We start from the raw sequence: 23471 nt of genomic DNA on the forward strand, positions 1-23471 counted from the left end.
TCCCTTGGGGGCGCTGCTGGCTGATGGAGAAGGGCAAGCGTGGGTTTTTAATTTCCTTTTGCTTTAACTTGGCTATATAGTTCCCCCATCACCGCCCGCTGTGCGGGTTATTTTTACCGATATTGAGCCTAAACATGTCACCACTCCCTTTTTGGCAACAGAAAACCTTGGCAGAAATGTCAGAACAACAGTGGGAATCGCTGTGCGATGGCTGCGGGCAATGCTGCCTGAATAAGCTGATTGACGAAGATACCGACGAGATTTATTTCACCAACGTGGCTTGCAACCAGCTCAATATCAAATCCTGCCAGTGCCGTAACTACGCGCACCGCTTCGAGTTGGAAGAAGATTGCATAAAACTGACGCGTGAAAATCTCACCACCTTTGACTGGTTGCCGCCAACCTGCGCTTACCGCCTGATCGGCGAAGGTAAACCGCTATTCCCGTGGCACCCGCTAATCAGTGGCTCTAAGGCGGCAATGCACGGCGAGCGCATTACGGTACGCTATATTGCAGTACCCGAGAGCGAGGTGGTTGATTGGCAAGATCATATTTTGAATAAGCCAAGTTGGGCAAGGTGAATATACCCTAAATAATTCGAGTGGCAGCAAGACGGCGACACAATCGATCCCCAGAAGCTTATATCAGTAAGTAACTGGGTGAGCGAAGAAAGCTAACACTGAAGTATGACAGATATAGATAATTTAAATGTGAAGCTGGACAGGCCGGCACAGTGGAGATAGGGACGGTACTTCATGCTGTCCATGGGGGGGACTTTTAACGGCCAAACAGATTGCGGCGGCGTGTGCGAACAAACTGCGCAATCAACATCATCACCGCAGCCACCAGATAAACGGCGAAGATACCGACCAGCCATTGTGGCATCGTCAATGTTAGGAATGACCACGGGTGAGCGGCACAGTCGCCGGAAGCGTAGAACACCGCTGGCAGCCATTTATCCAATGGCAACCAGGATGGAAAGGTAACGAAGAAATCACAGGTACTAAACGGTGACGGATGCAGTTGGATCATGGTGTGCTTCCACGCCATCTGTACCCCTTGCCAAGCGCTGTAGATCCACAGCAGGATTGCCGCATAGCGCAGCGGCGATTTCGGGGCGAAAGCGCCGACTAGCGCTGCGCCAAGAATGCCAAACAGCGCGCAACGCTCGTAGATACACATCACACAGGGTTGCAGCAGCATAACGTGCTGGAAATAGAGCGCGGCTAATTCCAACAACAGTGCGGTGATAGCCATCAGCAGCCAAGCCCCACGGCCTTGTGAGCAGCGTTTAAAGAATTGCAACATAATATTTATTGTTCCACGCAGTAAGCACCTAAAGGTGCAGTCTAAACCAATTTACCCCCGTTCTGCCAGTCACTTAGCGCTGCACCAGCGCAAAATATTGGCGGGAAGGAGTGTTAATGCTGATCGTTCAGCGGCTGGGCCAGCCAATGCCATTGTGCTAGCAGGTCAGTCATTGGCACCAAGGTAAACTGTACGCACAGTAGGCCAGCTGTCGTCAATACGACAGTATAGGGCAAAGCCATCCACACCATACGGCCGTAAGATAAATGCACCAACGGTGCCAACGCTGAAGTCAGCAGAAACAGAAAAGCTGCTTGACCATTCGGCGTTGCGACTGAAGGCAGGTTAGTGCCGGTATTGATGGCGACCGCCAGCATTTCGAACTGCTCCAGTGGCAGGGCACCGCTCTCAAAGGCGGCACGCGCTTCATTGATGTAGACAGTGCCAACAAAAACGTTGTCTGATACTGACGACAGCAGGCCGTTAAACAGATAAAACAGCGACAACTGAGAGGCTGGGGAAGCCTGTAAGACATACTGGATCACCGGGCTGAACAGATGCTGGTCAATAATCACCGCTACCACAGTGAAAAATACAGTCAGTAGGGCGGTGAAAGGCAAAGCTTCTTGGAAGGCCTTGCCGATGGCGTGTTCATCGGTCACTCCGCACAGCGAGGTCGTTAGAATGATCACCGACAGACCAATCAAGCCCACCTCAGCCAAGTGAAACGCCAATGCCAACACTAGCCAAACGCCGATCAGCGCCTGGAGCACCAGTTTGAGCTGCTCCTGCTTGCTGCGGCCGGCGCTGGCCTTGCGATCGAACGCTTTCAGCACCTCGCGCACCGGTTCGGGCAACGAAGTACCGTAACCAAACAGGTGGAAACGCTCGACCAACAGGCATACCAGTAGACCGCACGCCAGCACAGGCAGCGTTACCGGTGCCATACGTAGGAAGAAATCGATAAATCCCCAACCGGCGCTTTTGGCGATGATCAGGTTTTGTGGTTCACCGACCATAGTCATCACGCCGCCAAGTGCAGTGCCGACACCCGCCTGCATCAACAGGCTGCGCAAAAAGGCACGGAATTGTTCCAGCGTCTGTTTTCGTTCGTTAGAGCTAAAGCCGCTGACATCGCTGATATTACCATCGCTGTCTGCCTGGTTGGACGTCACGTTGTGATAGATAGAATAAAAGCCAGTGGCAACGCTGATCACCACCGCGATTACTGTCAACGCATCCAAGAAGGCGGAAAGCAACGCTGCCGCGACACAAAAGGCCAGCGAAAGTCGCATCTTTGAGTGGATATTGAGCAACAGTTTGGTAAAAACGGATAGTAGCAACTGCTTCATAAAATAGATGCCAGCCACCATAAAGACCAACAGCAGCAGCACGTCCAGGTTATGGGCGATCTCATCCGCCACATGGGCCGGATGGGTCATGCCGATCGCTACCGCCTCAATGGCCAGCAAGCCACCGGGCAGCAGGGGGTAACACTTCAGCGCCATTGCCAGGGTAAAGATGAATTCGATCACTAGCAGCCAGCCTGCCACGAACGGGCTAACCAAAAAGAATATCAGCGGATTGACGAATAAAAAGACGATAATGCTCAGTTTATACCAGCGAGGGGAGGGGCCGAGGAAGTTTTCCACCAAAGCACTGCGTAGGGTTGTTTCCATTGTACGTTATGCATCCATATCAATCAGTCATTAGCCAATACCCTAACAATCTCGCATAGGTGGCGCAACTGAAGCGTGATCCACGGTGATAAATTTCTCAGATGGCGGATTTTGCACCTATTTTTTTGCCAAGCTATGTACAGGTTGATTTATTGTTTTGCTCAGGCTATGTCATGCCATAGCGATCTGTTATTATCAGCCGCCCACTACTGGTTATCGTCGCAACGGAACGTCACACACACATGGTTATAAAGGCACAGAGTCCTGCCGGTTTCGCGGAAGAGTACATTATTGAGAGTATTTGGAATAATCGCTTCCCTCCAGGCTCTGTTTTGCCCGCAGAGCGCGAGCTTTCAGAACAGATTGGTGTCACGCGCACGACATTGCGTGAAGTTTTACAACGCCTGGCTCGCGATGGATGGTTGACCATTCAGCATGGCAAACCGACCCAAGTCAATAATTTCTGGGAAACCTCTGGTCTTAACATTCTTGAGACCGTAGCGCGTTTTGATCATAAAAGTGTTCCACAGTTGATTGGTAACCTGTTATCGGTGCGCACCAGTATCGCATCGATTTTTATTCGCGCTGCGCTGCACAACCATCCGGCACAGGCGCAGGATGTGCTGGCGAAAGTGGCTGGGGTGGAAGATCAGGCTGATGCCTTTAACCTGCTGGATTACGAGATTTTTCGCGGCCTGGCATTTGCGTCCGGCAACCCGATCTACGGCTTGATCTTCAACGGCATGAAAGGGCTGTACACCCGCGTTGGCCGCTACTATTTCTCCAACACGGAAGCGCGCAAGCTGGCGCTGAGCTTCTACCGTAAACTGTCTACCCTGTGTGATGAAAAACAGCACGACCAAGTGATCGACACGGTGCGTAACTATGGGAAACAGAGCGAAGCCATCTGGCAGAGTATGCAGGGTAGCCTACCTAGCGATCTGATCGAAGCGCATTGTTAATCCATACGGGGGGATGCGAATGGGCTTATCAGATGTATTGTCTGTCCAAAGTTAGGGCAAAATCATTTTGTGCTAATCCCGCCTCTCTGCGGTTTTTGTTGACGCTGTTGTTGCTAGCAATGGTGTCGATGACTGATGATTTAGCCCTATATTGCATCTTTACCAGAGCTTATCACCTTTGAGCCTCAAGCGACTTTCATTATCTTTTCTTTAATCTGCTTGCTGTGCTGCCGTGCATGCAGCGCCAAAGAAAGCTGGTGTGGCAGCGGCAATACCATCGCTAACAGACCCTGATCGCTGGTTGGATCAGCGGTTCGCTGTTGCCAAGATCGGTAGCAATGGCGGGAATGCTCGGTAGGTAGAGTTAGCCGAGCAATATCAGGATAAGTAGAAATTTTTGCATAATAAAAAAGGCACATCCAAGTGACAAAGGGGGAAACCGTTTCCAGTGGGCGTTGCTGCCATTGTTTCAGCTCAGTCGGGATGGCACTGGAGACGCTGAAAGCGTATAAAGATTCGATTTTTTGACTGATATCTTTGTAGCTCATACCTAGCGCGAACATACCGATGATCGCGTGTTCGATTTCATCGGACAGCGTGGTCTGATGTTTTTTCACGGGATGAAGTTCAAAAGAGCCATTATGTTGGCGGCGAATGGCCTGTTCAAAGGCACCGGTTGGTGTTTTGACCGTTTTTCTGGACGAATCCTTTTTGCGGTTGGCATTAATGTCCCATGCCAGATGAGAGTCGAGTTCAGCAGCCAGTGCAGCCTGGGATAACTGCTTGATCAACAGGGGCAAGATGCTATCTTACCTGTAATAGCCTGACGATCCTGAGGTGCTTTCAGGGCTTTATCAACATTGAAGGGTTGGGACATGTGTCATTACTTTTATCGGCATTTTACTGGAATGACACAGAATTTTTAACATTCCTTATTTTAATTTGCAGAAAAGTGAATTGACAGGGAAGCCACAGGGTTTATATCGCCCGATCACTCAATAGGGGTTTAAAGCTGAGCGGGTTTTATTTGGGTGATAAGGAGGAACTACTTTGGCTACGCAGGGGTCTGTTCATATGGGGTGGATGCAGGGTATATTGATACCAGAATTTAGAGGCAACTTATTAATATGAAAGACTATAAAAACCATTCAATCACCAAGCTCCTGATGGTAACCACCTTGGTATTCTATTTCTTTTTACCGCCTATACTGACCACTTATTTTTTCGAGTATTTTAATCTTAATCCTTTCAGCATAATCAAATTCTTTAAGTTTAATCCTTTTTCTGCTGATCTTGGCATTCCCTCCTATCAAACCTTTCTCTACTTATTGATGCTGTGGTGTGGGCTGAATGGGGCATTGTGGCTTATCTTGTGGGTCGCTAGCCTACTGTACACCTACTGGGCTGTATGGCGTCGTTAATTCGTGTGGGTCGCTAGCACGACAGGTAGAGTGGCGACAGAAAGTGCTTTACAATAATAAATGATAAATATTTTCATTATCGCTGAGGGTATGAATCCCTCGGAGTCGGCACCACACTGATCACATTGCTTCTAATTTATTGCTAGCTACGCGTTGGTTTTTTTGTCTACTGTCTTAATTTAATGGACGAATGAAGAAATGCTTCACCAGCATATTAAGAGCCTATCCTATTAGGGGTTCCGTGGGAATTTCTGCAACAACACACGGTAACAAAAGCCTACTTGCAGAAATTCAAGGAGTTAGCCAGATCCGATCCTGAACATTCGAGGTTATGCTGAAGCTAAAATATACGGAAAACGTCAGAAGTTAGTTTGTCGTACCATTTCACTATCCGACAGTGTTTGTCGCATACAAAAACGCCGTATTTGGGCGAGAATATTTCTCTCGCTAACCCCTGAACTGAAAACAGTTGATTTCCATCAGGGTGAAAATCACATAGCGTGTGTTATTGCAGAAATGACCACGGAACTCCGTATAGGCACATGTGCCTATTTCGGGCAAGGCTTTATAGATCTTTCACCGGTTTCGGTAAAATTCATCATTCAGCCGAAAACTGCCGTCAATCTGTTCGCCTGTGTTTCGAAAAGACGAGCGGAGAGCAAGCTTAAAGGTACTGAACAGTTCAGCAAGCCAGGTTTCAAACCGGAATCCCCGTGGATGCGGTGCCAGTGTTTTTATCTCGTTCATTTCCGCGATAAGTGAAGGCCAGTCAATCCCATGCCATACCGGGACAGGTTTGACGCCCTTGGTTGTATCAGTGTCGGTATTTTCCAAACGGGAAATCAATGCCAGAAAGTCAATTAGCACGCCTGCGGCGTGAACGGCGCTGCTACGCAGCTTCGAACATCATTTTTTATTCCCCCTTGCTGTTTCCTCTTTCCCGGCCAGTAACGCCACCAGTTGTTTGTTATACGCCTTCAGCGCTGTAAGCTCACCCGTCATGGCCGCTTTTGCTTCCCGCGCTTCGGTTGCCTCTTTCAGCGCTGTATCCAGTGCTGTCTGACGGGCTTTTAGTTCAGTATCCAGCCGCTTTTGCAGTTCGCTTTCGCTCCAGGCATGTTGCGCCTTAAGCTCTTTAATTTCGCCAGTGTGCTGCTCCCTGATGCCCTGCAACTCTGCCGCATGGCGCGTAGTGGCCTCAGCCAGTTTATTCTCGGTCACATCGAGCCGCTTTTGTAGCTCCGTTTGCTGCTGCCAGTGCTGTTCTGCGGCCTCTTTTCCTGCCTTCTCCGATTCACCAAGCTGTTTCTCTGTCGCGGCCAGACGTTCCCGCAGTTGAGCCAGTTCGACGGCCTGAGACTGCTCTTTTCTGCGGCTGCCATCCAGCGCAGCCAGCGTGGTGCTGTGTTCATCCCGAAGGGTATCCAAAGTTTCCTCCAGATCGTCAACGGTCTGTGCGGCGTCGGCCTGTACCGTCTGTTCACCCGCAGCACGGGTAACTTCGGCAACCCGCCGTTCGGCAGCTCTGAGGGCCTTATCATTCAGCCCGGTGGCTAACTGGCTGATACGTTCGGCCAGTGCAGACGATATGGCCTTAACTTCTTCGGCCACTTCAACGGGCAGCTCGGCCACCGGCTCGGCGGTGACTTCTGTCTGCGACGAGAGATAGTCATCCCACACCTGCTTAAGCCGCCCCGGATTACCGCCGCCAACGCGGTTACGCAGGGCGAACCCGGTGATGTTCCTGCCCTCAGCCTGGAGTTCCAGGCCCGCATCAATAATTTGTTGTGGTTCAAAGGTTGCCGGACGCATGAGCCGTTTCCTGTTCTGGTTGATGTACACGCATTATACACAATAAACTAACAAACAAATAAACTAACTAATCAGGTGACAACGTGACACTAATCACACTTTATTATTAACCTACAGACTAACTATACCTTGCAGTGAATTAGCCTGTAGGTTAATATCAAAGGAAATGGGAGGTCACATGTTTAGCGTTGTTTATCACCCGGAAGCCAGGGAAGAAGCCACAGCATTGCCCGTAAAAATCAGGGTGAAGTTTGACCGTCTCATTGGCAAACTGGAGTATGACGCCCGATTACTGCGGGAACCGGACACGAAGCCCCTGGGCGATGGACTTTTTGAGATCCGCACGATGGGGACGAACATAGCCAGAGGCATCTGGGTATACCACAAAGGCAATACCATCATCATGCTCCGGGTTTTCATCAAGAAGTCACAGAAAACGCCAGCGAAAGAAATCGATCTCGCCAAAAAGCGGTTAGCGGAGGTACTTAATGAAACTGGTAAGCCATAAAGAACTGCATAACGAGTGGATGCAGGACGATGAATATCGCGCTGCATGGCAGGAAGAAGAACGCAAGGAGAAGCTCAGAGAGCTACTTGCGGAATGGCGTAAGCATGGCAACCTGACAAAAACGCAGGTTGCGGAACGCATGGGGGTTACACCTCCGGTTATTTCCCGCCTGGAAAACAACATCACCAAAGCCAGCATCGACACACTGACCCGCTACGCTCACGCCTGCGGTATCAAGAAACCTGTCATTGCCTTGTACTGAACAACCAGCCCTCTGGGGCTGGCCTTTTTGTTTCGGTCAGTCCCAAAATTTGGTTCATGGTTAGGAGATTGAATCGCCCCTTTTGATAGCGCCTGGCGGGGGCCGCTTGGAAAACGGAAAATATCCTACGCTAAGCCTATTTCTTAAGCAGCATGACAGGCAGCTTAGAGTGAGAAGCGGACCTTGCTAAGTTGAAAACCCGCGAACGTATCCAGCGCCATCAACGCCGCTTCCTCTGTCGGAACCTGATACACCATTTTTAGCCCGCTGGTGACGGCTTTATAGTCTTTCCACGACACCTATTTCAGGCTGTTGCGCACCCTATGGATGATGCACAGCTGGATATGCGTTTGTGGGTACACGCTGTTTATCGCATCCGGGAAGCCCTTCAGACCGTCTACGCAGGCAATCAGGATATTCTGAAGGCCCCGGTTCTTCAGCTCTGTCAGCACGCTGAGCCAGAACTTAGCCCCTTCGTTTTCTGCCAGCCACATGCCCAACAATTCTTTCTGGCCTTCAGTATTAATGCCCAGCGCGAGGAATACGGCTTTGTTAATCACGCTGCCGCCGTGACGCACTTTTACAACAATACAGTCAAGATAAACAATGGGATACAGTGCATCCAGAGGCCGGTTTTGCCACTCTGTAACCTGCTCTTTAACCGCATCGGTGACCTTAGATATCAGCGTGGGAGACACGTCTGCGTCGTACATTTCTTTGAACGTAGCGACGATTTCGCGGGTTGTCATGCCTTTGGCGTACAGGGACAAAATCTGGCTGTCCATCTGCGTGATACGCGTCTGGTTTTTCTTTATCCACGGCGGCTCGAAGGTGTTTTCACGGTCACGTGGCGTGTTCAGTTCGATTTCGCCATCATCGCACAGCAGCGTTTTAGAGGAATAGCCATTACGGGTATTCGAGCCGGATTTTGGGGCATTTTTCTCGTGCCCGAGGTGGTCGGTCAGTTCAGCGTTCAGCGCCATTTCGACGGTTAACTTCGTCAGCATGCGGGAAAACGCATTGAGATCTGCGTCGGTTTTAAGGCCTTTAGCCAGTTCAGCCGCGAGGGCTTTAAGTTTCTTTTCGTCCATAATTTACCTGTCTCCGTTACTGGAGTGAACATATCAAAAACAGGCAGATACACAATTTAAATTACAGTCTCTGACCAGACTAAGAAAGGTTAATGGTATTACTGTTTCCCTCCAGATTGCGATTTTACCGGCGCATTTTCTAGATAACGTCAGTGAACTCAATGAGTCTTTGTATTGGCATCTGGAAAAAAAGGGAGCACAGGTATTACGGGCAACCCAGCACTTCAGCGCAGCAATTACGGACAGTAAACTGGCACACTACTTAGGTACTGATGAGCATGAGCCCGTTTTACTAGTGACCCGAACAGGCTTTACTCATAACGATCGACCTGTTGAATATACCCAAACCTGGTGTCTTAACGATTACTGTGATTTTACGATTGAGCTACACCGTAAAAATCTATAAATGCTCCCATCCATGATGGGTTAATGCTAATAAATTGAACATAATTTCAGCCTCTGGAAAAATCTGGGATTCCGGCGTAGGTGTGCCACGAATGCACCCTGTGGTAAATAAGGGTGCAATGCTGTGCGAGAGATGAGGGTAGGCCCCTCGGAGGCGGTGTCCAGACGCAGCCTTCAAACTACCCTGAGCTGCTGCCGTTAAGAGCGGTGGTGGTGAGCGTCAGAGAAAAGGCGCAGTCAGATGCGTCATGTATGTGTTGTGAAGATGAACGAGAGTGAACTGTAGATGCAGTGTCAGAAGGAACAAGATGATGTTAAAAATGCGCTTTCTAAGCGGTGCGTGATAAGTCCAGCGGTTATCTGGTTACTGGCTGGTCGGCATCCGGCATAGAGACAGCATGAGCATAACACAGGCTCTGGCATGGAACGAGGGAACCTGTCGTCCCGATGCGAAGGGAGCGGCGTCGAGCAGAAACCCTGCAAGCGCCTGAGTACCAATGCGGGGCACACCGGCAGACGGTACGGGGCTGGGATCTGAGTCACAAAACCCCGTTATCTCTGGAAGTAATGGCACGCTGGCTCAATCCCATGTTACGAGGCTGGATTAATTACTCTGGGCGCTTTTATCGGTCAGCGATGGACTGTATAGCCAGTCATATAGATCTGCATCTTGCGAAATGGGTCGCCCGCAAATATAAGCGGGTACAGGGTAGCCTGGCTCAGGCATATGAATGGTTGAGAAGGATACAGAGCGCTAAGTCCTGCCGGTTTGCACACTGGGAAATTTGTACGCGGCGTGAACGGTCAACGACAAGAGCCGGATGACGGGAGACTGTCACGTCCGGTTCCGTGGGAGCGTAGGGGGAAATTCCCTGGCGCGACCCGATAACCCCTATTTGCGAACTGCGGCGCGCGCTCGTAAAGCATTCACTGGGTGACTTTGGTTATCAGCGTTCCCGCTGGCGTACTGAACTGATGGCAATAAAAATCAATGAGATAACCGGATGCCGGTTGCATGCCGGAACAATCCGGCGCTGGCTCTATGGGGTTAGCTAACGGATTGCCTTTCGGCTTTATGGCACAGGTACGAGAGCAGGTTTTGCTTAGGTTGGATAACAGCAGGTGAATAACGCTTTTACAGCAGATCTGTACAGGGTATATGCTTTCTTCGTTGGCCGCTACGTAAAACTCGCCAATGAAGTGCAAAACAGCCCGAAGGTGGATAAATCCTATGCCGGGTTGCTGCAGCAAGCTATACCATCTAATTTAACGTTAATTCGAAGGGTGCTTGCGCCTATTTTGCACGTTGTTGGTGGTTACCGGACGTGGGCTGGCAAGATAGCAATATGTTGCTACCCTGAAAAGCTTAGGTGTTTTTCCTACTGCAGAGGGTGACGGCCAGACGTGCGGGTTGTTCGCCAGCGGCGACTAGCGGCCTGCTGACGCGGCCAGTTTCCACGCACACCATGGTTTTGTAACCGTCATTGGTCATATCCGGCATGCTACATGACAATTCAACCCCAGGGTTCCAGGCGATCACATCACTCATATGATGGTGATGAACTTCAAGGGTGCGTTGTAGCGCTGGATCTGTGATCAGGCTGAGAGCTTCCGGTTGGTTGTAGACACGGTCGGTCTGGCCGATAAACCGCAGGTTGCCAGTTTGACATGCTGGGAGACCACCCGCCACTTTATCGATATAGCTGTCGCCAAGGCCCGCCACTTGTATCTGCGCGATATCGCCGATTTGGAAGTAGGTATGCAGCGCAGCAGTCGCCTGATAGTCGCCGTGCGATTCTAACTCGATCTCACATTTCACGCCCAACTTGAAGCGGGCAATCAGCGTAAAAGCGTGCGGCCACCGCTTATAGGTTTGCTCATTGTCTTTCAGCGTGAAGGTCAGAATAACGCCGTTCTCGTCCTCATCGTGGCCCGTCAGGCACCAGGGCAGGGTGCGAACAAAACCATGGGAAGGTTGTGCTACCGCGCCAAACCAAGGCCAGCAGATTGGCACACCGCCACGGATCGCTTGGCCTGTTTTGAAAGGGGTATTAGCGCTAAGCCAGATTACTGGCTTAGCGCCACTGGGTTGCCAGGCTAATAGTTGTGCGCCCTGTAGGGCAACAGCCGCCCGAACCTTGGGATGGGAAATGACCACTATACCCAGTTCATCGAGCTGGCGCAGGCTGATATAAGGAGAGATTTGTGTGGTTACGGGCAGGCTGAAAATTTTCTCGTTCATCATTTGGCCTCTTGTTCGGCTAAACACCAGCGAAGAGGGCGACATTGATGTCGCCCTCTTTCACCAGCTTACCATTATGCCATTATTTGGAGATGTGAGCGATCAGGTCCAGAACCTTGTGGGAGTAGCCTGTTTCGTTGTCGTACCAGGAAACCAGTTTCACAAATTTGTCATTCAATGCGATACCGGCTTTGGCATCGAACACGGAAGTCAGGGTTTCGCCGTTGAAATCGGTAGAAACCACATCGTCTTCAATGTAGCCCAGCACGCCTTTCATCGAACCTTCAGCAGCATCCTTGATGACTTTCTTAATTTCTTCATAGGTGGCGGGTTTTTCCAGACGCACGGTCAGGTCAACTACCGATACGTTTGGCGTTGGAACACGAAATGACATACCGGTCAGCCTGCCTTTCAGCTCAGGCAGAACGACACCTACCGCTTTAGCGGCACCGGTAGAAGAAGGGATAATATTTTGGGAGGCACCACGGCCACCACGCCAGTCTTTCAGAGATGGGCTATCAACAGTTTTCTGAGTTGCGGTGGTGGCATGAACAGTGGTCATCAGACCTTCAATGATGCCGAAGTTATCGTTGATAACTTTAGCCAGTGGGGCCAGGCAGTTGGTGGTGCAAGAGGCGTTAGAAACGATATCCTGACCAGCGTACTTTTCAAAGTTAGCACCACGAACGAACATGGGGGTTGCATCTTTGGACGGGCCGGTCATTACAACTTTCTTTGCGCCCGCCACGATGTGCTTACGTGCGGTTTCGTCAGTGAGGAAGATACCGGTCGCTTCCGCTACCACATCAACGCCCACTTCGTTCCACTTGAGGTTAGCCGGGTCTTTTTCAGCGGTAACACGGATAGTCTTGCCGTTAACAACCAGATGGCCATCTTTAACTTCTACAGTGCCGTTGAAACGGCCGTGAGTAGAGTCATACTTCAGCATGTAAGCCATGTACTCTGCATCCAACAGATCGTTGATTGCAACGATTTCGATGTCAGAACGTTCCTGAGCAGCACGGAAAACAATGCGACCAATACGGCCAAAACCGTTGATACCTACTTTGATAGTCATAATTCCACCAGCTATTGTTAGTGAATAAAGGATGGGTTGTAAAATTACAAAAACCTTACCAAGCGTCAAGCGGAATCGTGTCAATCTGTGCGGTAAACTAAATCTGAAGGTTAATGTTGCGCGTTTATTGCTCGTCCCGTTTGCGTGTCGCCTCATGCACTATATGGGGGCAAACTGAGAAATATAAACTCAGCGTCTACAATTGTGTGATCAGAATCACATATCATTCTGGATTGACCTTTTACGCTAATCAGTTGGGCAAAAAATCTCTGCGCGAGTGTTTATTTTTTGTTACAATAAATTGTTTTTGTTTAAATTTTACACATTCAGAGACAGGTATAAATGCCTAAAGAATCCCCCCCAGACCAGCCGGCCATTGTACTGAATGAAATCCAATATTATTTGACTCAAAAGCGAGGCACCGAGGCCCCATATTCCGGTAAATTGCTGCACAACAAGCGCGAGGGTGTGTACCATTGCTTGTGCTGCGATCAGCCGTTGTTCTACTCCGAGAGCAAGTATGATTCCGGCTGCGGCTGGCCGAGTTTTTATCAGCCACTATCTGATAATGCAATTCGTTATCTTTTTGATAATTCATTTAATATCCAGCGTATCGAAATCCGCTGTGGTCACTGTGACGCACATCTTGGGCATGTATTCTCCGATGGCCCACAGCCAACAGGCGAGCGCTTCTGCGTCAACTCGGCTTCGCTGAGTTTTACCGATAATGAAAACGGCGATAAAACTGCCGGTTGAGTGGGAATTTCACTAATAAAATCGATTCAGCTAATTATTCTTCCTTAAGTGAGAGATGTTCTGATGGACGTGCAAGATTTGATTGCGGCGATGACGCCAGAAATCTACCAGCGTTTGCTACGGGCGGTTGAATTGGGTAAATGGTCAGATGGCATAGCACTGACGCCAGAGCAGAAAGCAAATAGTCTACAAGCTGTGATGCTGTGGCAGTCGAAAAACAATGTCGATCCTCAACATATGAGCATCGGCACCAATGGCCAGATGGTGATGAAGAGCAAGCAGCAGCTTAAGCAGCAGTTCGTTGCCGAGCCACTGGTCAAACTGAAGCCGCAATAATACGCGGATCAAGGCGATAAGGCGTGTTGTCAGCGATTAACCTCAACTTTCTGTCAACTGCGTCATACTCTGAGGACATTGTGCTGACAGGTAATGATGGCTTTAACCGGTCAGCAAGGAGAATGCAGGCGTGACCTGGGGGATCACTCGCGATAAATTGTGACAGGGTAACCCCCCCCCCAACCGGTCATGTCTGGTCGTTATTCACCGGTTGTAATCGATGCCGCAACCAACCATCGACGATTGCCATGGGGTGATGCCCCAATTCCTATCCGTATGCTAATCGCTGATGCTCAGTTCGCCGCGCAGGTCTTGCTGCATCTGGCAGCGGATTTGCGCTGGCGTCAGAGGTTGACTTAACAGATAGTGCAGTTTGGTCAACGTGGCCTCTACCGTCATATCAAAACCGCTGATCACTCCCGCATGTGCTAGTACATTGCCGGTGGCGTACCCTTCCATATTGACTCTGCCGGAAATGCACTGTGTTAGGTTGATCACTACGATGCCGCGCTCGGACGCATCGCGCAATTCATCGATCAGCTCGGCTTTCTGCGGTGCGTTACCTACGCCATAGGAACGCAAGATCAACGCTTTTACCGGCTGTAGCAAAAAGTTGCGCACCACCGCGTATGAAATCCCTGGGTAAAGGGTCACTACGCCGATCGGCTGCGGTGTGATGACATGCACATTCAGTTGGCCGTTGCAGGTCGGGCTAGCGATGCCGTTAATACGGCGGATATGGATGCCGGCCTCCAAGAGCGGCGGCAAATTGGGAGAAGCGAACGCATCGAAACCATCGGCGTGAGCCTTGGTGGTGCGGTTGCCACGGAAGAGTTTGTTATTGAAGAACAGACATACTTCGTTCACCGGATGATTGGCTGCCAGATACAGGGCGTTGAGCAGATTGGTTTGACCATCGGAGCGTAGCTCCGCCAGCGGGATCTGCGAACCGGTCACGATCACCGGCTTGGCCAGGTTCTCCAACATGAATGATAGCGCTGAAGCGGTGAAAGCCATGGTGTCGGTGCCGTGCAGAATGACAAAGCCATCGTAGCGATCATAATTCTGTTTAATATCGTCGGCGATGTGTTGCCAATCTTGCGGTGTCATATCGGAAGAGTCGATCAATGGCATGTATTCGCAGATGGTGAAATCTGGCATTTCCGGCCGGTGGAATTCCGGCATCAGTGCGAGTTGATGCTGCAAATGGCCGGAAACGGGGATATAGCCTTGAGCGGAACGTTGCATGCCAATGGTGCCGCCTGTATAGGCAACGTAAATGGATTTCTTTTGCATGGGTACTGTCTTAACCGAGATAAGATGGGCTGAATTATAGGGAGATAGTGGTAGAAAAAAAGCCCGACGTTCGCCGGGCCGTGGAATTATTGGTTAGCGGACTTCTCCGCAGGTCAAACAGAATGCATAGCGGTTTTGCGGGTCGTTCAGGTTGTTAAGCAACCCCGACTGTTCTTTTACTGTCATGGCTACGGATGCCAGTGGGGCGGGCAGTATCGCTTGGATCGCCGCTGGCAGCATGGCGTGAATCGAACCGCTGAAATGGCTAAGTACCATCTCTGTCAAGCTTGGGGTATCGACAAACCAGTTCAACTTCCACTGTTTTAGCTTGGCCAGCTCGGCCACTTTCTTCACGGCATCGTCGAAATCACCCAACTGATCAACTAACCCGTTAGCCTTGGCATCACTACCCAACCAGACGTGTCCCTGAGCAATTTGGTCTACCTGCTGCGGTACCATTTTGCGCGCTTTAGCCACCAGATCGATAAAGTTCTTATACCCGTGCTCAATGCTTAACTGCATTATCTGTGAGAACGCCGGCGGCAGCGCTTTGGTCGCCGTAATATCGGCCAGTGGCGAGGTTGCCACGCCGTCGGTGTGCACGCCGATGCTGTCCAGCGTTCGCTCATAGGTATTGATGATGCCGAAAATGCCGATGGAACCGGTTAGAGTGCTTGGGCTGGCGATGATATAGTCGGCTGGCGTCGATATCCAGTAGCCGCCAGAGGCCGCCATGCCACCCATTGAGACCACCACCGGCTTGCCAGCAGCGCGGATCTCAGCCAGTTCGGCGCGGATCACTTCAGAAGCGCTGACGCTGCCGCCTGGGCTGTTGACGCGCAATACCACCGCCTTGATAATCGGATCCAGACGCACTTGACGTAGTTCTGCGGCGGTGGTATCAGCGCCCACAGTACCAGGTGCCTGCGGCCCGTCAATGATGGCACCGTTGGCAAATACCACGGCAATTTCGTCGCCCTGAGCATCAGCCGGTTTTGGCTGGTAGTCATAGATGCTGATGGCGTTGAAGTTATTGGCGCGCTTGTTCCACCCGAAAGTTTTCACCAACTGGTCTTCAATGGCAGTGCGTGATGCCAGTTCATCCACCAGCTTGTTATCCAGCGCATAGCGTGCAGTATCGCCGCCTGCCGCCTGCAAACCACTCAGCACGTTGTCGGCTCCGGGGAACAGTTGCTGCGGAGTGAGCTGACGGTTAGCCGCCACAGTATCCAAATAGTTTTGCCACAAACCACCGATCCAACGGCTATCCGCCTCACGCGCGGCTAGCGACATATCGTCGCGTATCAGCGGCTCGACCGCCGATTTATAGGTTCCAACGCGGAAAATATGGGAGGTGACTTTGAACATCTCCAGCAGCGATTTGTAGTACAGATTATTGCTGGCGAAACCACGCAGATCGACCGAACCTTGTGGTGACAGATAGATCCTGTTGGCGTAACTGGCCAAGTAGTACTGCATCTGGCTGTAGCTGTCGCCGATGGCAATGATAGGTTTGCCGCTATCACGGAATTCACGTAGCGCCTTGCCGATATAATGCAGCGAAGGCTGATCGGCACCGCCAAAGTCATTCAACTGCAATACCATCCCGGTAATGGTTTTGTCATCCTTGGCTTTACGGATGCTGTTAACCAGCTCGAACAATGAGTTTTCCTGTAGTCGGTTGCTGGAAGCGCTGAGCAGTTCACGTCCCCACTGGCGTACTTTATTGTTCATTGAAGGTTGATCGACCACCACGCCGCTTAAATCGACCAGCAGAGCGCCATGTTCTGGTATTGCCGGAGTGGTGGAGTTTTGAAAGTATAGATAAATACCGCCGCCAACCAGGAGCAGTAACACCAAAAATAAATTAAGGATCAGTTCCCTGAGAAAGTTCAGCAGACGCCATGTCCACCTAAATGTGCTGGTAAAAATTTGCCCTAATGTGCGCATGTGCTCTCCAACAAAAGTCGAAAAATGTTCCGCTATCCTAATGAGCGGCTGAAGAAATGTCGCTTTAAATCTTCGATCACGAACTGCATTGACGAGGCTGTTACATATCGATGAGCTATGCTAACGTGATCTTAATGAAAATTATTATCAGGAGTTTTTGATGGATGCACTGCATCTTTTACTGAATCGCCGTTCAGCCTCACGGCTTTCGGCACCAGCGCCCGTGGGGGAAATACGTCAGAATATCATCAATGCAGGACTGCGTGCGCCCGATCACGGAAACCTGCAACCGTGGCGGTTTGTGATAATTGAGAATCAAGGGCTAGAGCGCTTCAGCCAATTGTTACAAATTGCTTCAAAACAGGCGAAAATGGACGAAATCGCGATCGAAAAGGCCGCTAAGGCACCGTTCCGCGCACCTTTAATCATTGCTGTGATTGCGCACTGTACTAAAGAGACCAAGGTGCCGCATTGGGAGCAAGTGGTATCCGCTGGCTGCGCGGTACAGGCGATGCAAATGGCAGCGTTAGCGCAGGGTTTTAATGGCATCTGGCGCACAGGTGTTTGGGCTGAGTACCCACTGGTGCGCGATGCGTTCGGATGCCGAGAACAGGATATGATCGTCGGTTTCTTGTATTTGGGTACCCCAGAGTTGAAAGCTTCAAACAAAGTCATCGCCCCGAATAGTGCGCCTTTCGTCAGCCATTTTTGATTATGCTGGTGGATATACCAAAATGCCCTAGAACGGTGTTATTTCGAGGGACTGTGAGTAGATTAGGGCATTAGGCTATTTCACTGCTGTTACTAGGTATTATACCGGCACGGGGAGGATCTCGACACCTTCTATGGCTACACGTTTGATATAAACCCTAAATAATTCGAGTTGTAGGAAAGCGGCAACGCAGCGACAAATCGGCTGGGAACCGATTTGAACAACGCTTGCGCTGGGCCGTAGGCTTAACTTTAGGGATGAGGTTGATGAATCTCCAGTCGCTGACACCCGTCAGTGACTGGGGCGAGCGAGGAAAGCTCACGAACAGGCAACTTGAAGTATGACGGGTATACGCAAGGTAAATAAAAACAAATCGCATCTATGTGCAGGCTGCGGGTTAATCGACAGCCTGTGCTTATCAATCCCTTCGGCAAACGTTACCCTATGTTATCTTGAGTGACGATCATCGAAAGGAGTGCGCTATATGACATCGCCAGCTATCCGCTTGACCGAGTACAGCCATGGCGCTGGCTGCGGCTGTAAAATCTCACCGAAAGTTCTCGATACCATTTTGCACAGCACGCATGAAAAGCTTATCGATCCGCGTCTGCTGGTGGGTAATGAAACTCGCGATGACGCAGCGGTGTATGATATTGGCAATGATGTTGGCATCATCAGCACTACCGACTTCTTTATGCCGATCGTTGATGATCCGTTTGATTTTGGCCGCATCGCCGCCACCAACGCCATTAGCGATATCTACGCCATGGGGGGCAACCCGATTATGGCGATCGCTATCCTCGGCTGGCCGATCGCCACGTTGCCGCCGGAAGTGGCGCAGCGGGTGGTTGATGGTGGGCGTTTCGCCTGCCAGCAGGCGGGTATTGTGCTGGCAGGCGGGCATTCCATCGACGCGCCAGAACCGATCTTTGGCCTGGCTGTCACTGGCGTGGTCAATACCGCACGGGTGAAGAAAAACAGCACCGCGCAGGCAGGATCAACACTGTTCCTCACTAAACCGTTGGGCATAGGCGTGCTGACCACCGCCGAGAAAAAACGCCAGTTGCGCCCTGAACATCAAGGGTTGGCGACGGAGGTGATGTGTCGGCTGAATACGCCGGGTGTGGACTTTGCTCAGGTGGTGGGGATAACGGCAATGACCGATATTACCGGCTTCGGGCTGTTGGGCCACCTGAGCGAGGTATGCCAAAGTTCTGGGCTACAGGCCACCCTATGGTTCGAACAGGTGCCTAGGTTGCCGGGGGTCGAGGTTTACATCGCTGAGGGCTGTGTACCGGGCGGCAGTGGCCGCAATTTTGATAGCTATGGTCATCTGGTGAGTGAAATGAGTGATTTACAGCGTAAACTGTTGTGCGATCCACAAACATCCGGCGGCCTACTGCTGGCGGTAATGCCGGAGGTGGTGCAGCAGGTGCAGTCGATTGCCGAACGTCATGGCATTCAAATCGATGCTATCGGCGAACTGCACGCCGTGGTTGCTGGCAAACCGTTGATCACGGTCGAATAGTGTGAGCGCTGATTTTGAGAATCGTCCGACGGTGAGATGGCTAGCACATAACAAGTCAGTGCCGCTGTATGACGGCTATCCATCGATATCACTTCCTGTGGAGGGTTTTCTGCGGGAACTATGCTGAAGTAAGAGAATTCCTGATGACGTATAGCCAGAAAAACGGTGAATAATGCGACTGTTTATTGCCGAGAAACCAAGTTTAGCGCGCGCCATTGCCGATGTGCTTCCTAAGCCGCATCGCCGTGGTGATGGCTTTATCGCCTGTGGCAACAATGATGTGGTGACTTGGTGCATCGGTCACTTGCTGGAGCAGGCACAGCCCGATGCCTATGACAGCCGCTTTGCGCGCTGGTCGCTGGCAGATCTGCCCATTATTCCAGAAAAGTGGCGGTTGCAGCCACGTCTCTCTGTCAGCAAACAACTCAATACTATCAAAAAACTGCTGCTTGAGGCCGATGAAGTGGTGCACGCGGGCGATCCGGATCGCGAGGGGCAACTGCTGGTGGATGAGGTATTGGATTATTTGGACTTAATGCCGGAAAAACGCCAGAACGTCCGCCGTTGCCTGATTAATGACCTTAACCCGCAGGCGGTGGAACGCGCGGTTAACCGCCTGCGTGACAACCGTGATTTTATCCCACTGTGTGTATCCGCGTTGGCGCGTTCACGCGCCGATTGGCTATACGGCATCAATATGACCCGCGCCTATACCTTGCTAGGTCGCAATGCGGGCTACGATGGTGTGCTATCGGTGGGGAGGGTGCAGACACCGGTATTAGGGCTGGTGGTGCGGCGTGATGAAGAGATAGAAAACTTTGTGCCGAAGGACTTTTTTGAAGTCAGAGCGCACATTGTTACGCCTAAGGAAGAACGCTTTGTGGCGCTGTGGCAACCCAGTGATTCATGTGAAGCCTATCAAGACGAAGAGGGGCGCTTACTGCATCGGCCGTTAGCGGAGCATGTAGTCAAGCGTATTGCTGGACAGCCAGCGCGAGTGATTTCCTATAATGATAAACGGGAATCAGAAATTGCCCCGCTGCCATTTTCGCTTTCGGCACTGCAAATTGAAGCCGCCAAGCGTTATAACCTCAGCGCTCAGCAGGTGCTTGATGTTTGCCAACGGTTATATGAAACCTACAAGCTGATCACCTACCCGCGTTCCGATTGCCGCTACTTGCCGGAGGAACACTTCGCTGAGCGTTATGCGGTGCTAAACGCCATCAGCGTTCACCAGCCGGAAATGTACCCGCAGCCAGTGATCGACAGTGAACGCCGCAATCGGTGTTGGAACGATAAAAAAGTGGATGCTCACCATGCCATTATTCCCACTGCTCGCGCCAGCAAAGTTAACCTCACACAGGATGAGTTGATTGTTTACGGGTTGGTGGTTCGGCAGTATCTGATGCAGTTTTGTCCAGATGCGATGTTCCGTAAATGCGTGATTGAACTGGATATCGCTGGTGGTAAATTTGTCGCCAAAGCACGTTTTCTGGCAGAGGCTGGTTGGCGCGCGCTATTGGGCAGCAAGGAGCGCGATGAGGAGAACGAAGGGGCACCACTGCCGGTGGTGGCGAAGGATGATGCGCTGTTATGCGAACGCGGTGAAGTGGTTGACCGGCAGACGCAACCGCCACGGCCGTTCACCGATGCCAGCTTATTGTCGGCGATGACTGGGATTGCGCGCTTCGTGCAGGATAAAGTGCTAAAAAAAATCCTACGAGCGACCGATGGTTTAGGAACCGAAGCTACGCGGGCAGGGATCATTGAATTGCTGTTCAAGCGAGCGTTTTTGTACAAGAAGGGGCGCTATATTCACGCTAGCGAGGCGGGTCGCGCTTTGATCCACTCATTGCCGGAGATCGCTGCACGCCCTGATATGACAGCCAACTGGGAAGCCACGCTGACGCAAATCAGTGAGAAGTCTTGCCGCTATCAGGACTTTATGCAACCGTTGGTTGGCACGTTGCAAACGTTGATTTATCAGGCCCAGCAGAGTCGAGCAAGTATGGCATTTCGTGGGTTGCCGCCGCCTTCAACGGGCAGCAAAAAACGCAGAAAAAGCGCTGGTAAGGCGCAGGAGAAGAGTAAATGAAACGTGGATTACTGATGCTGGTGGTAGGCACCTGGTTGTTATCCGGTTTAGCCGTAGCCAATCGGCAAGATGTGGATGTGGTATTGCCGATTTCTCCAGATATCTGGGGCAAAAATGCGCATACCCAAGCCGCCGTTCAACCTTGCAACCGCTGTTGCATTTATCAGGATCAGAATTACTCCGAAGGGGCGGTGCTTAAAATCGACGGAGAGATGTTGCAATGCGCGCGAGATCACAACGTGGTGAGCACTCATCCCTTAATTTGGGTACGCCTGAAAAAGTGACTATGTCACTGATAAGCGGCATCGTCGGCCAAAAGCGGAACAGGCACAGCCTAATAACCCCGGCGGTTGCCGGGTCTGAATATCACAGCGCAAATTCCGCCCAAACTGGCGCATGGTCGGAAGGTTTCTCCATACTGCGGATTTGGTAGTCAATGCCACTGGCGGTGCAGCGCGCCGCCAGTGTGGGGCTGGCCAGCAGCAGGTCGATGCGTAAGCCCCGGTTGTCCTCGAACCCTTTGGAACGGTAATCGAACCACGAGAACTCGTCGTTGCGTGTCGGGTTAGCGTGGCGATAGGTATCCACCAGCCCCCAATTCAGCAGACGATCCATCCATTCGCGTTCTTCCGGCAGGAAGGAGCATTTGCCGGTGCGCAGCCAACGTTTGCGGCTTTCTTCGCCGATACCAATATCAAAATCACTGTGACTGATATTCATATCACCCATTACCAATACCGGCGCATCTACCGATAGCTGCTGCTCAAGGTAAGTCTGTAAATCCTGATAGAAGCGCGCTTTGGCCGGGAATTTGATCGGATGATTGCGACTCTCTCCCTGCGGAAAATAGCCATTGATAACCGTCAGCGTACCCTGCGTAGTGACCAGATCGGCCATGATGATGCGGCGCTGTGCGTCTTCGTGATCTGTCGGGAAGCCGCGACGTACCGCCAAAGGTGGTTCTTTGGTCAGCAGTGCAACGCCGTAGTGGCCTTTTTGCCCGTGATAGAACACGTGATACCCATACTGGCTGACTTCTTCCAATGGGAACATGTCATCGTGGACTTTAGTTTCCTGCAAGCTGATAACATCAGGCTGGTGTTGTTCAATAATTGCTGCCAACTGATGTGGACGTGCGCGCAGTCCATTGATATTAAAAGAGACAAACTTCATGAGTGGTGCCGTTTTCACGAAAAAAGTGTGGCGATAGTAGCAGAGTTTGGTGGGAAATGTAACGCAGCCAGCGGCTCTGCCTCTGGCTGGCGATGGAGTTATTTTGCCCAGCGATCGTATTTCTTTGGCTGATAATCGTCAAACTGACAGAGCAAGGTTTGCGGTGCTTCGCTAATATACAAAGTGTCGAGATAATCGTGGCGCATAAATCCCTGATCGGCGACATGTCGCAGGAAGTCATTCAGCGGACGATAGAAGCCCTCTACATCCAGTAACCCCACCGGTTTGCTGTGATAGCCAATCTGCCCCCAAGTCCAAATTTCAAACAGCTCTTCCAACGTGCCGATGCCACCCGGTAGGGCGATAAAACCGTCCGCTAGCGCTGCCATTCGGGCTTTACGGGTATGCATATCGGAAACGACTTCCAGCGTTGTCAGACCTCGGTGCGCAGTTTCTGCCTCAACCAGGCGCTCAGGGATGATGCCTATGGCTTCACCACCTGCGGCCATCACTGCATCGGCGACGATCCCCATCAAACCCTTTTTACCACCACCATAAATCAAACGTCGTCCTTGAACAGCGAGCGTCTGCCCAAGTCGGCGGGCGGTGTCGGCATAAGCAGAGTTAACGCCTTCGCTGGCACCACAAAAAACGCAGATGTTATTATGCATGCACTTTTCCTTACGGCATTAAAGAAGCCAATGATATAACGAATTATTGGCCGGAGTTCAAGATACCGTCCCATTGAGTATTCAAAGAAATATAGAATGTCGATGGAAATTTTAGGATTGATTTAATGGGGAACGTTCTACTAAGGAATGCTTCAATACGGCGAGCCACACTGAAAAAACTGTCGA

General features: G+C 51.1%; 21 protein-coding genes and 5 pseudogenes. 14 read left to right on the top strand and 12 right to left on the bottom strand.

Features of this window, described 5'->3' with window-relative positions; translation table 11 throughout:
- Window positions 1-134: 134 nt before the first annotated feature.
- Entirely contained in the window at window positions 135-581 is a 447-nt protein-coding gene (locus tag SYMBAF_RS05275; RefSeq protein ID WP_006708817.1) for a YcgN family cysteine cluster protein, read from the top strand.
- A 196-nt stretch (window positions 582-777) separates the two neighbouring features.
- Here SYMBAF_RS05275 and dsbB read toward each other — a convergent pair whose 3' ends face one another.
- Together dsbB and nhaB are read right to left on the bottom strand one after the other, a co-directional pair.
- Window positions 778-1308 carry a disulfide bond formation protein DsbB gene (dsbB, locus tag SYMBAF_RS05280; protein WP_040266154.1) on the bottom strand — a complete coding sequence of 177 codons (531 nt, stop codon included), beginning with the start codon at window positions 1306-1308 and terminating at the stop codon, window positions 778-780.
- A 113-nt stretch (window positions 1309-1421) separates the two neighbouring features.
- Entirely contained in the window at window positions 1422-2987 is a 1566-nt protein-coding gene (gene nhaB / locus SYMBAF_RS05285; protein WP_040266151.1) for a sodium/proton antiporter NhaB, read from the bottom strand.
- A gap of 242 nt (window positions 2988-3229) precedes the next feature.
- Between nhaB and fadR the strand changes: the two genes are divergently transcribed.
- Complete coding sequence (gene fadR, locus SYMBAF_RS05290; RefSeq protein ID WP_040266149.1) at window positions 3230-3949, top strand: fatty acid metabolism transcriptional regulator FadR; 720 nt, start codon at window positions 3230-3232, stop codon at window positions 3947-3949.
- 401 nt (window positions 3950-4350) lie between these two features.
- On the opposite strand, the pseudogene SYMBAF_RS18150 reads toward fadR, so the two are convergent.
- The 3 genes and pseudogenes from SYMBAF_RS18150 to SYMBAF_RS05300 all read right to left on the bottom strand — a co-directional run.
- Window positions 4351-4826 (bottom strand): annotated as a pseudogene (locus SYMBAF_RS18150) (transposase); the annotation flags it as partial.
- Between the two features lie 1132 nt (window positions 4827-5958).
- Window positions 5959-6228: pseudogene (locus SYMBAF_RS17560) on the bottom strand (restriction endonuclease); the annotation flags it as partial.
- 48 nt (window positions 6229-6276) lie between these two features.
- Entirely contained in the window at window positions 6277-7182 is a 906-nt protein-coding gene (locus SYMBAF_RS05300) for a DNA-binding protein (protein ID WP_040266145.1), read from the bottom strand.
- A 178-nt stretch (window positions 7183-7360) separates the two neighbouring features.
- Here SYMBAF_RS05300 and SYMBAF_RS05305 point away from each other — a divergent pair, with 178 nt between their 5' ends.
- Together SYMBAF_RS05305 and SYMBAF_RS05310 are read left to right on the top strand one after the other, a co-directional pair.
- Window positions 7361-7690, top strand: a complete 330-nt coding sequence (locus tag SYMBAF_RS05305; RefSeq protein WP_040266143.1) for a type II toxin-antitoxin system RelE/ParE family toxin — start codon at window positions 7361-7363, stop codon at window positions 7688-7690.
- The gene (locus SYMBAF_RS05310) at window positions 7671-7952 is read left to right on the top strand and encodes a helix-turn-helix domain-containing protein (RefSeq protein WP_040266141.1); all 282 of its coding nucleotides are present in this window, start codon (window positions 7671-7673) and stop codon (window positions 7950-7952) included. The genes SYMBAF_RS05305 and SYMBAF_RS05310 overlap by 20 nt, the downstream gene beginning before the upstream one ends.
- Before the next feature lie 200 nt (window positions 7953-8152).
- Here the strand turns inward: SYMBAF_RS05310 and SYMBAF_RS05315 are convergent.
- Window positions 8153-9043, bottom strand: a pseudogene (locus SYMBAF_RS05315) (IS256 family transposase); the annotation flags it as partial.
- A gap of 70 nt (window positions 9044-9113) precedes the next feature.
- Here SYMBAF_RS05315 and SYMBAF_RS05320 point away from each other — a divergent pair.
- The 4 genes and pseudogenes from SYMBAF_RS05320 to SYMBAF_RS05340 form a co-directional block, all read left to right on the top strand.
- On the top strand, window positions 9114-9449 hold the full coding sequence (locus SYMBAF_RS05320; protein ID WP_226020442.1) for a GntR family transcriptional regulator: 336 nt from the start codon (window positions 9114-9116) through the stop codon (window positions 9447-9449).
- Window positions 9450-10015: 566 nt separating this feature from the next.
- The gene (locus SYMBAF_RS05330; protein WP_237162958.1) at window positions 10016-10273 is read left to right on the top strand and encodes a group II intron maturase-specific domain-containing protein; all 258 of its coding nucleotides are present in this window, start codon (window positions 10016-10018) and stop codon (window positions 10271-10273) included.
- 51 nt (window positions 10274-10324) lie between these two features.
- A pseudogene (locus SYMBAF_RS05335) lies at window positions 10325-10489 on the top strand (IS630 family transposase); the annotation flags it as partial.
- A 120-nt stretch (window positions 10490-10609) separates the two neighbouring features.
- Window positions 10610-10693: pseudogene (locus SYMBAF_RS05340) on the top strand (MipA/OmpV family protein); the annotation flags it as partial.
- Window positions 10694-10814: 121 nt separating this feature from the next.
- Here the strand turns inward: SYMBAF_RS05340 and SYMBAF_RS05345 are convergent.
- Window positions 10815-11690: a D-hexose-6-phosphate mutarotase gene (locus SYMBAF_RS05345; RefSeq protein ID WP_040266137.1), complete on the bottom strand. Its 876-nt coding sequence runs from the start codon at window positions 11688-11690 to the stop codon at window positions 10815-10817.
- An 82-nt stretch (window positions 11691-11772) separates the two neighbouring features.
- Window positions 11773-12768 (bottom strand): glyceraldehyde-3-phosphate dehydrogenase, encoded by a 996-nt coding sequence (gene gapA, locus SYMBAF_RS05350; RefSeq protein WP_040266135.1) that lies wholly within the window; start codon window positions 12766-12768, stop codon window positions 11773-11775.
- Between the two features lie 342 nt (window positions 12769-13110).
- Between gapA and msrB the strand changes: the two genes are divergently transcribed.
- Window positions 13111-13524 (top strand): peptide-methionine (R)-S-oxide reductase MsrB, encoded by a 414-nt coding sequence (gene msrB / locus SYMBAF_RS05355; protein ID WP_040266133.1) that lies wholly within the window; start codon window positions 13111-13113, stop codon window positions 13522-13524.
- Between the two features lie 63 nt (window positions 13525-13587).
- A complete protein-coding gene (locus SYMBAF_RS05360) occupies window positions 13588-13860 on the top strand; it encodes a YeaC family protein (protein WP_040266132.1) in 273 nt (90 codons plus the stop codon).
- A 279-nt stretch (window positions 13861-14139) separates the two neighbouring features.
- Here SYMBAF_RS05360 and ansA read toward each other — a convergent pair whose 3' ends face one another.
- Window positions 14140-15156, bottom strand: a complete 1017-nt coding sequence (gene ansA / locus SYMBAF_RS05365) for an asparaginase (protein WP_040266130.1) — start codon at window positions 15154-15156, stop codon at window positions 14140-14142.
- 93 nt (window positions 15157-15249) lie between these two features.
- Window positions 15250-17106 (bottom strand): signal peptide peptidase SppA, encoded by a 1857-nt coding sequence (gene sppA / locus SYMBAF_RS05370; protein WP_040266128.1) that lies wholly within the window; start codon window positions 17104-17106, stop codon window positions 15250-15252.
- 160 nt (window positions 17107-17266) lie between these two features.
- Between sppA and SYMBAF_RS05375 the strand changes: the two genes are divergently transcribed.
- The 4 genes from SYMBAF_RS05375 to SYMBAF_RS05390 all read left to right on the top strand — a co-directional run bounded on the left by SYMBAF_RS05375 (window position 17267) and on the right by SYMBAF_RS05390 (window position 21725).
- Window positions 17267-17818: an NAD(P)H nitroreductase gene (locus tag SYMBAF_RS05375; RefSeq protein ID WP_040266127.1), complete on the top strand. Its 552-nt coding sequence runs from the start codon at window positions 17267-17269 to the stop codon at window positions 17816-17818.
- Window positions 17819-18302: 484 nt separating this feature from the next.
- On the top strand, window positions 18303-19346 hold the full coding sequence (gene selD / locus SYMBAF_RS05380; RefSeq protein ID WP_040266125.1) for a selenide, water dikinase SelD: 1044 nt from the start codon (window positions 18303-18305) through the stop codon (window positions 19344-19346).
- A gap of 172 nt (window positions 19347-19518) precedes the next feature.
- Window positions 19519-21441 carry a DNA topoisomerase III gene (locus SYMBAF_RS05385; RefSeq protein ID WP_040266123.1) on the top strand — a complete coding sequence of 641 codons (1923 nt, stop codon included), beginning with the start codon at window positions 19519-19521 and terminating at the stop codon, window positions 21439-21441.
- Window positions 21438-21725: a DUF1496 domain-containing protein gene (locus SYMBAF_RS05390; RefSeq protein ID WP_040266122.1), complete on the top strand. Its 288-nt coding sequence runs from the start codon at window positions 21438-21440 to the stop codon at window positions 21723-21725. Before SYMBAF_RS05385 ends, SYMBAF_RS05390 begins: the two co-directional genes overlap by 4 nt.
- A gap of 82 nt (window positions 21726-21807) precedes the next feature.
- On the opposite strand, the gene xthA is transcribed toward SYMBAF_RS05390, so the two are convergent.
- Both xthA and SYMBAF_RS05400 read right to left on the bottom strand, forming a co-directional pair.
- Window positions 21808-22614 (bottom strand): exodeoxyribonuclease III, encoded by an 807-nt coding sequence (gene xthA / locus SYMBAF_RS05395; RefSeq protein WP_040266121.1) that lies wholly within the window; start codon window positions 22612-22614, stop codon window positions 21808-21810.
- 98 nt (window positions 22615-22712) lie between these two features.
- Window positions 22713-23285, bottom strand: a complete 573-nt coding sequence (locus SYMBAF_RS05400; protein WP_040266120.1) for an LOG family protein — start codon at window positions 23283-23285, stop codon at window positions 22713-22715.
- Window positions 23286-23471: the final 186 nt, after the last annotated feature.

The sequence above is a fragment of the Serratia symbiotica genome, from assembly GCF_000821185.2.
Taxonomy (GTDB): domain Bacteria; phylum Pseudomonadota; class Gammaproteobacteria; order Enterobacterales; family Enterobacteriaceae; genus Serratia; species Serratia symbiotica.

Excerpts from the sequence above, each read along its gene's own strand:
- msrB (WP_040266133.1), top strand. The coding sequence starts at position 13,111 with ATGCCTAAAGAATCCCCCCCAGACCAGCCGGCCATTGTACTGAATGAA.
- dsbB (WP_040266154.1), bottom strand. The coding sequence starts at position 1,308 with ATGTTGCAATTCTTTAAACGCTGCTCACAAGGCCGTGGGGCTTGGCTG.
- gapA (WP_040266135.1), bottom strand. The coding sequence starts at position 12,768 with ATGACTATCAAAGTAGGTATCAACGGTTTTGGCCGTATTGGTCGCATT.
- SYMBAF_RS05345 (WP_040266137.1), bottom strand. The coding sequence starts at position 11,690 with ATGAACGAGAAAATTTTCAGCCTGCCCGTAACCACACAAATCTCTCCT.
- SYMBAF_RS05385 (WP_040266123.1), top strand. The coding sequence starts at position 19,519 with ATGCGACTGTTTATTGCCGAGAAACCAAGTTTAGCGCGCGCCATTGCC.
- xthA (WP_040266121.1), bottom strand. The coding sequence starts at position 22,614 with ATGAAGTTTGTCTCTTTTAATATCAATGGACTGCGCGCACGTCCACAT.
- SYMBAF_RS05310 (WP_040266141.1), top strand. The coding sequence starts at position 7,671 with ATGAAACTGGTAAGCCATAAAGAACTGCATAACGAGTGGATGCAGGAC.
- fadR (WP_040266149.1), top strand. The coding sequence starts at position 3,230 with ATGGTTATAAAGGCACAGAGTCCTGCCGGTTTCGCGGAAGAGTACATT.
- SYMBAF_RS05400 (WP_040266120.1), bottom strand. The coding sequence starts at position 23,285 with ATGCATAATAACATCTGCGTTTTTTGTGGTGCCAGCGAAGGCGTTAAC.
- nhaB (WP_040266151.1), bottom strand. The coding sequence starts at position 2,987 with ATGGAAACAACCCTACGCAGTGCTTTGGTGGAAAACTTCCTCGGCCCC.
- ansA (WP_040266130.1), bottom strand. The coding sequence starts at position 15,156 with ATGCAAAAGAAATCCATTTACGTTGCCTATACAGGCGGCACCATTGGC.
- SYMBAF_RS05360 (WP_040266132.1), top strand. The coding sequence starts at position 13,588 with ATGGACGTGCAAGATTTGATTGCGGCGATGACGCCAGAAATCTACCAG.
- SYMBAF_RS05375 (WP_040266127.1), top strand. The coding sequence starts at position 17,267 with ATGGATGCACTGCATCTTTTACTGAATCGCCGTTCAGCCTCACGGCTT.
- SYMBAF_RS05390 (WP_040266122.1), top strand. The coding sequence starts at position 21,438 with ATGAAACGTGGATTACTGATGCTGGTGGTAGGCACCTGGTTGTTATCC.
- SYMBAF_RS05305 (WP_040266143.1), top strand. The coding sequence starts at position 7,361 with ATGTTTAGCGTTGTTTATCACCCGGAAGCCAGGGAAGAAGCCACAGCA.
- SYMBAF_RS05275 (WP_006708817.1), top strand. The coding sequence starts at position 135 with ATGTCACCACTCCCTTTTTGGCAACAGAAAACCTTGGCAGAAATGTCA.
- selD (WP_040266125.1), top strand. The coding sequence starts at position 18,303 with ATGACATCGCCAGCTATCCGCTTGACCGAGTACAGCCATGGCGCTGGC.
- sppA (WP_040266128.1), bottom strand. The coding sequence starts at position 17,106 with ATGCGCACATTAGGGCAAATTTTTACCAGCACATTTAGGTGGACATGG.
- SYMBAF_RS05330 (WP_237162958.1), top strand. The coding sequence starts at position 10,016 with ATGGCACGCTGGCTCAATCCCATGTTACGAGGCTGGATTAATTACTCT.
- SYMBAF_RS05300 (WP_040266145.1), bottom strand. The coding sequence starts at position 7,182 with ATGCGTCCGGCAACCTTTGAACCACAACAAATTATTGATGCGGGCCTG.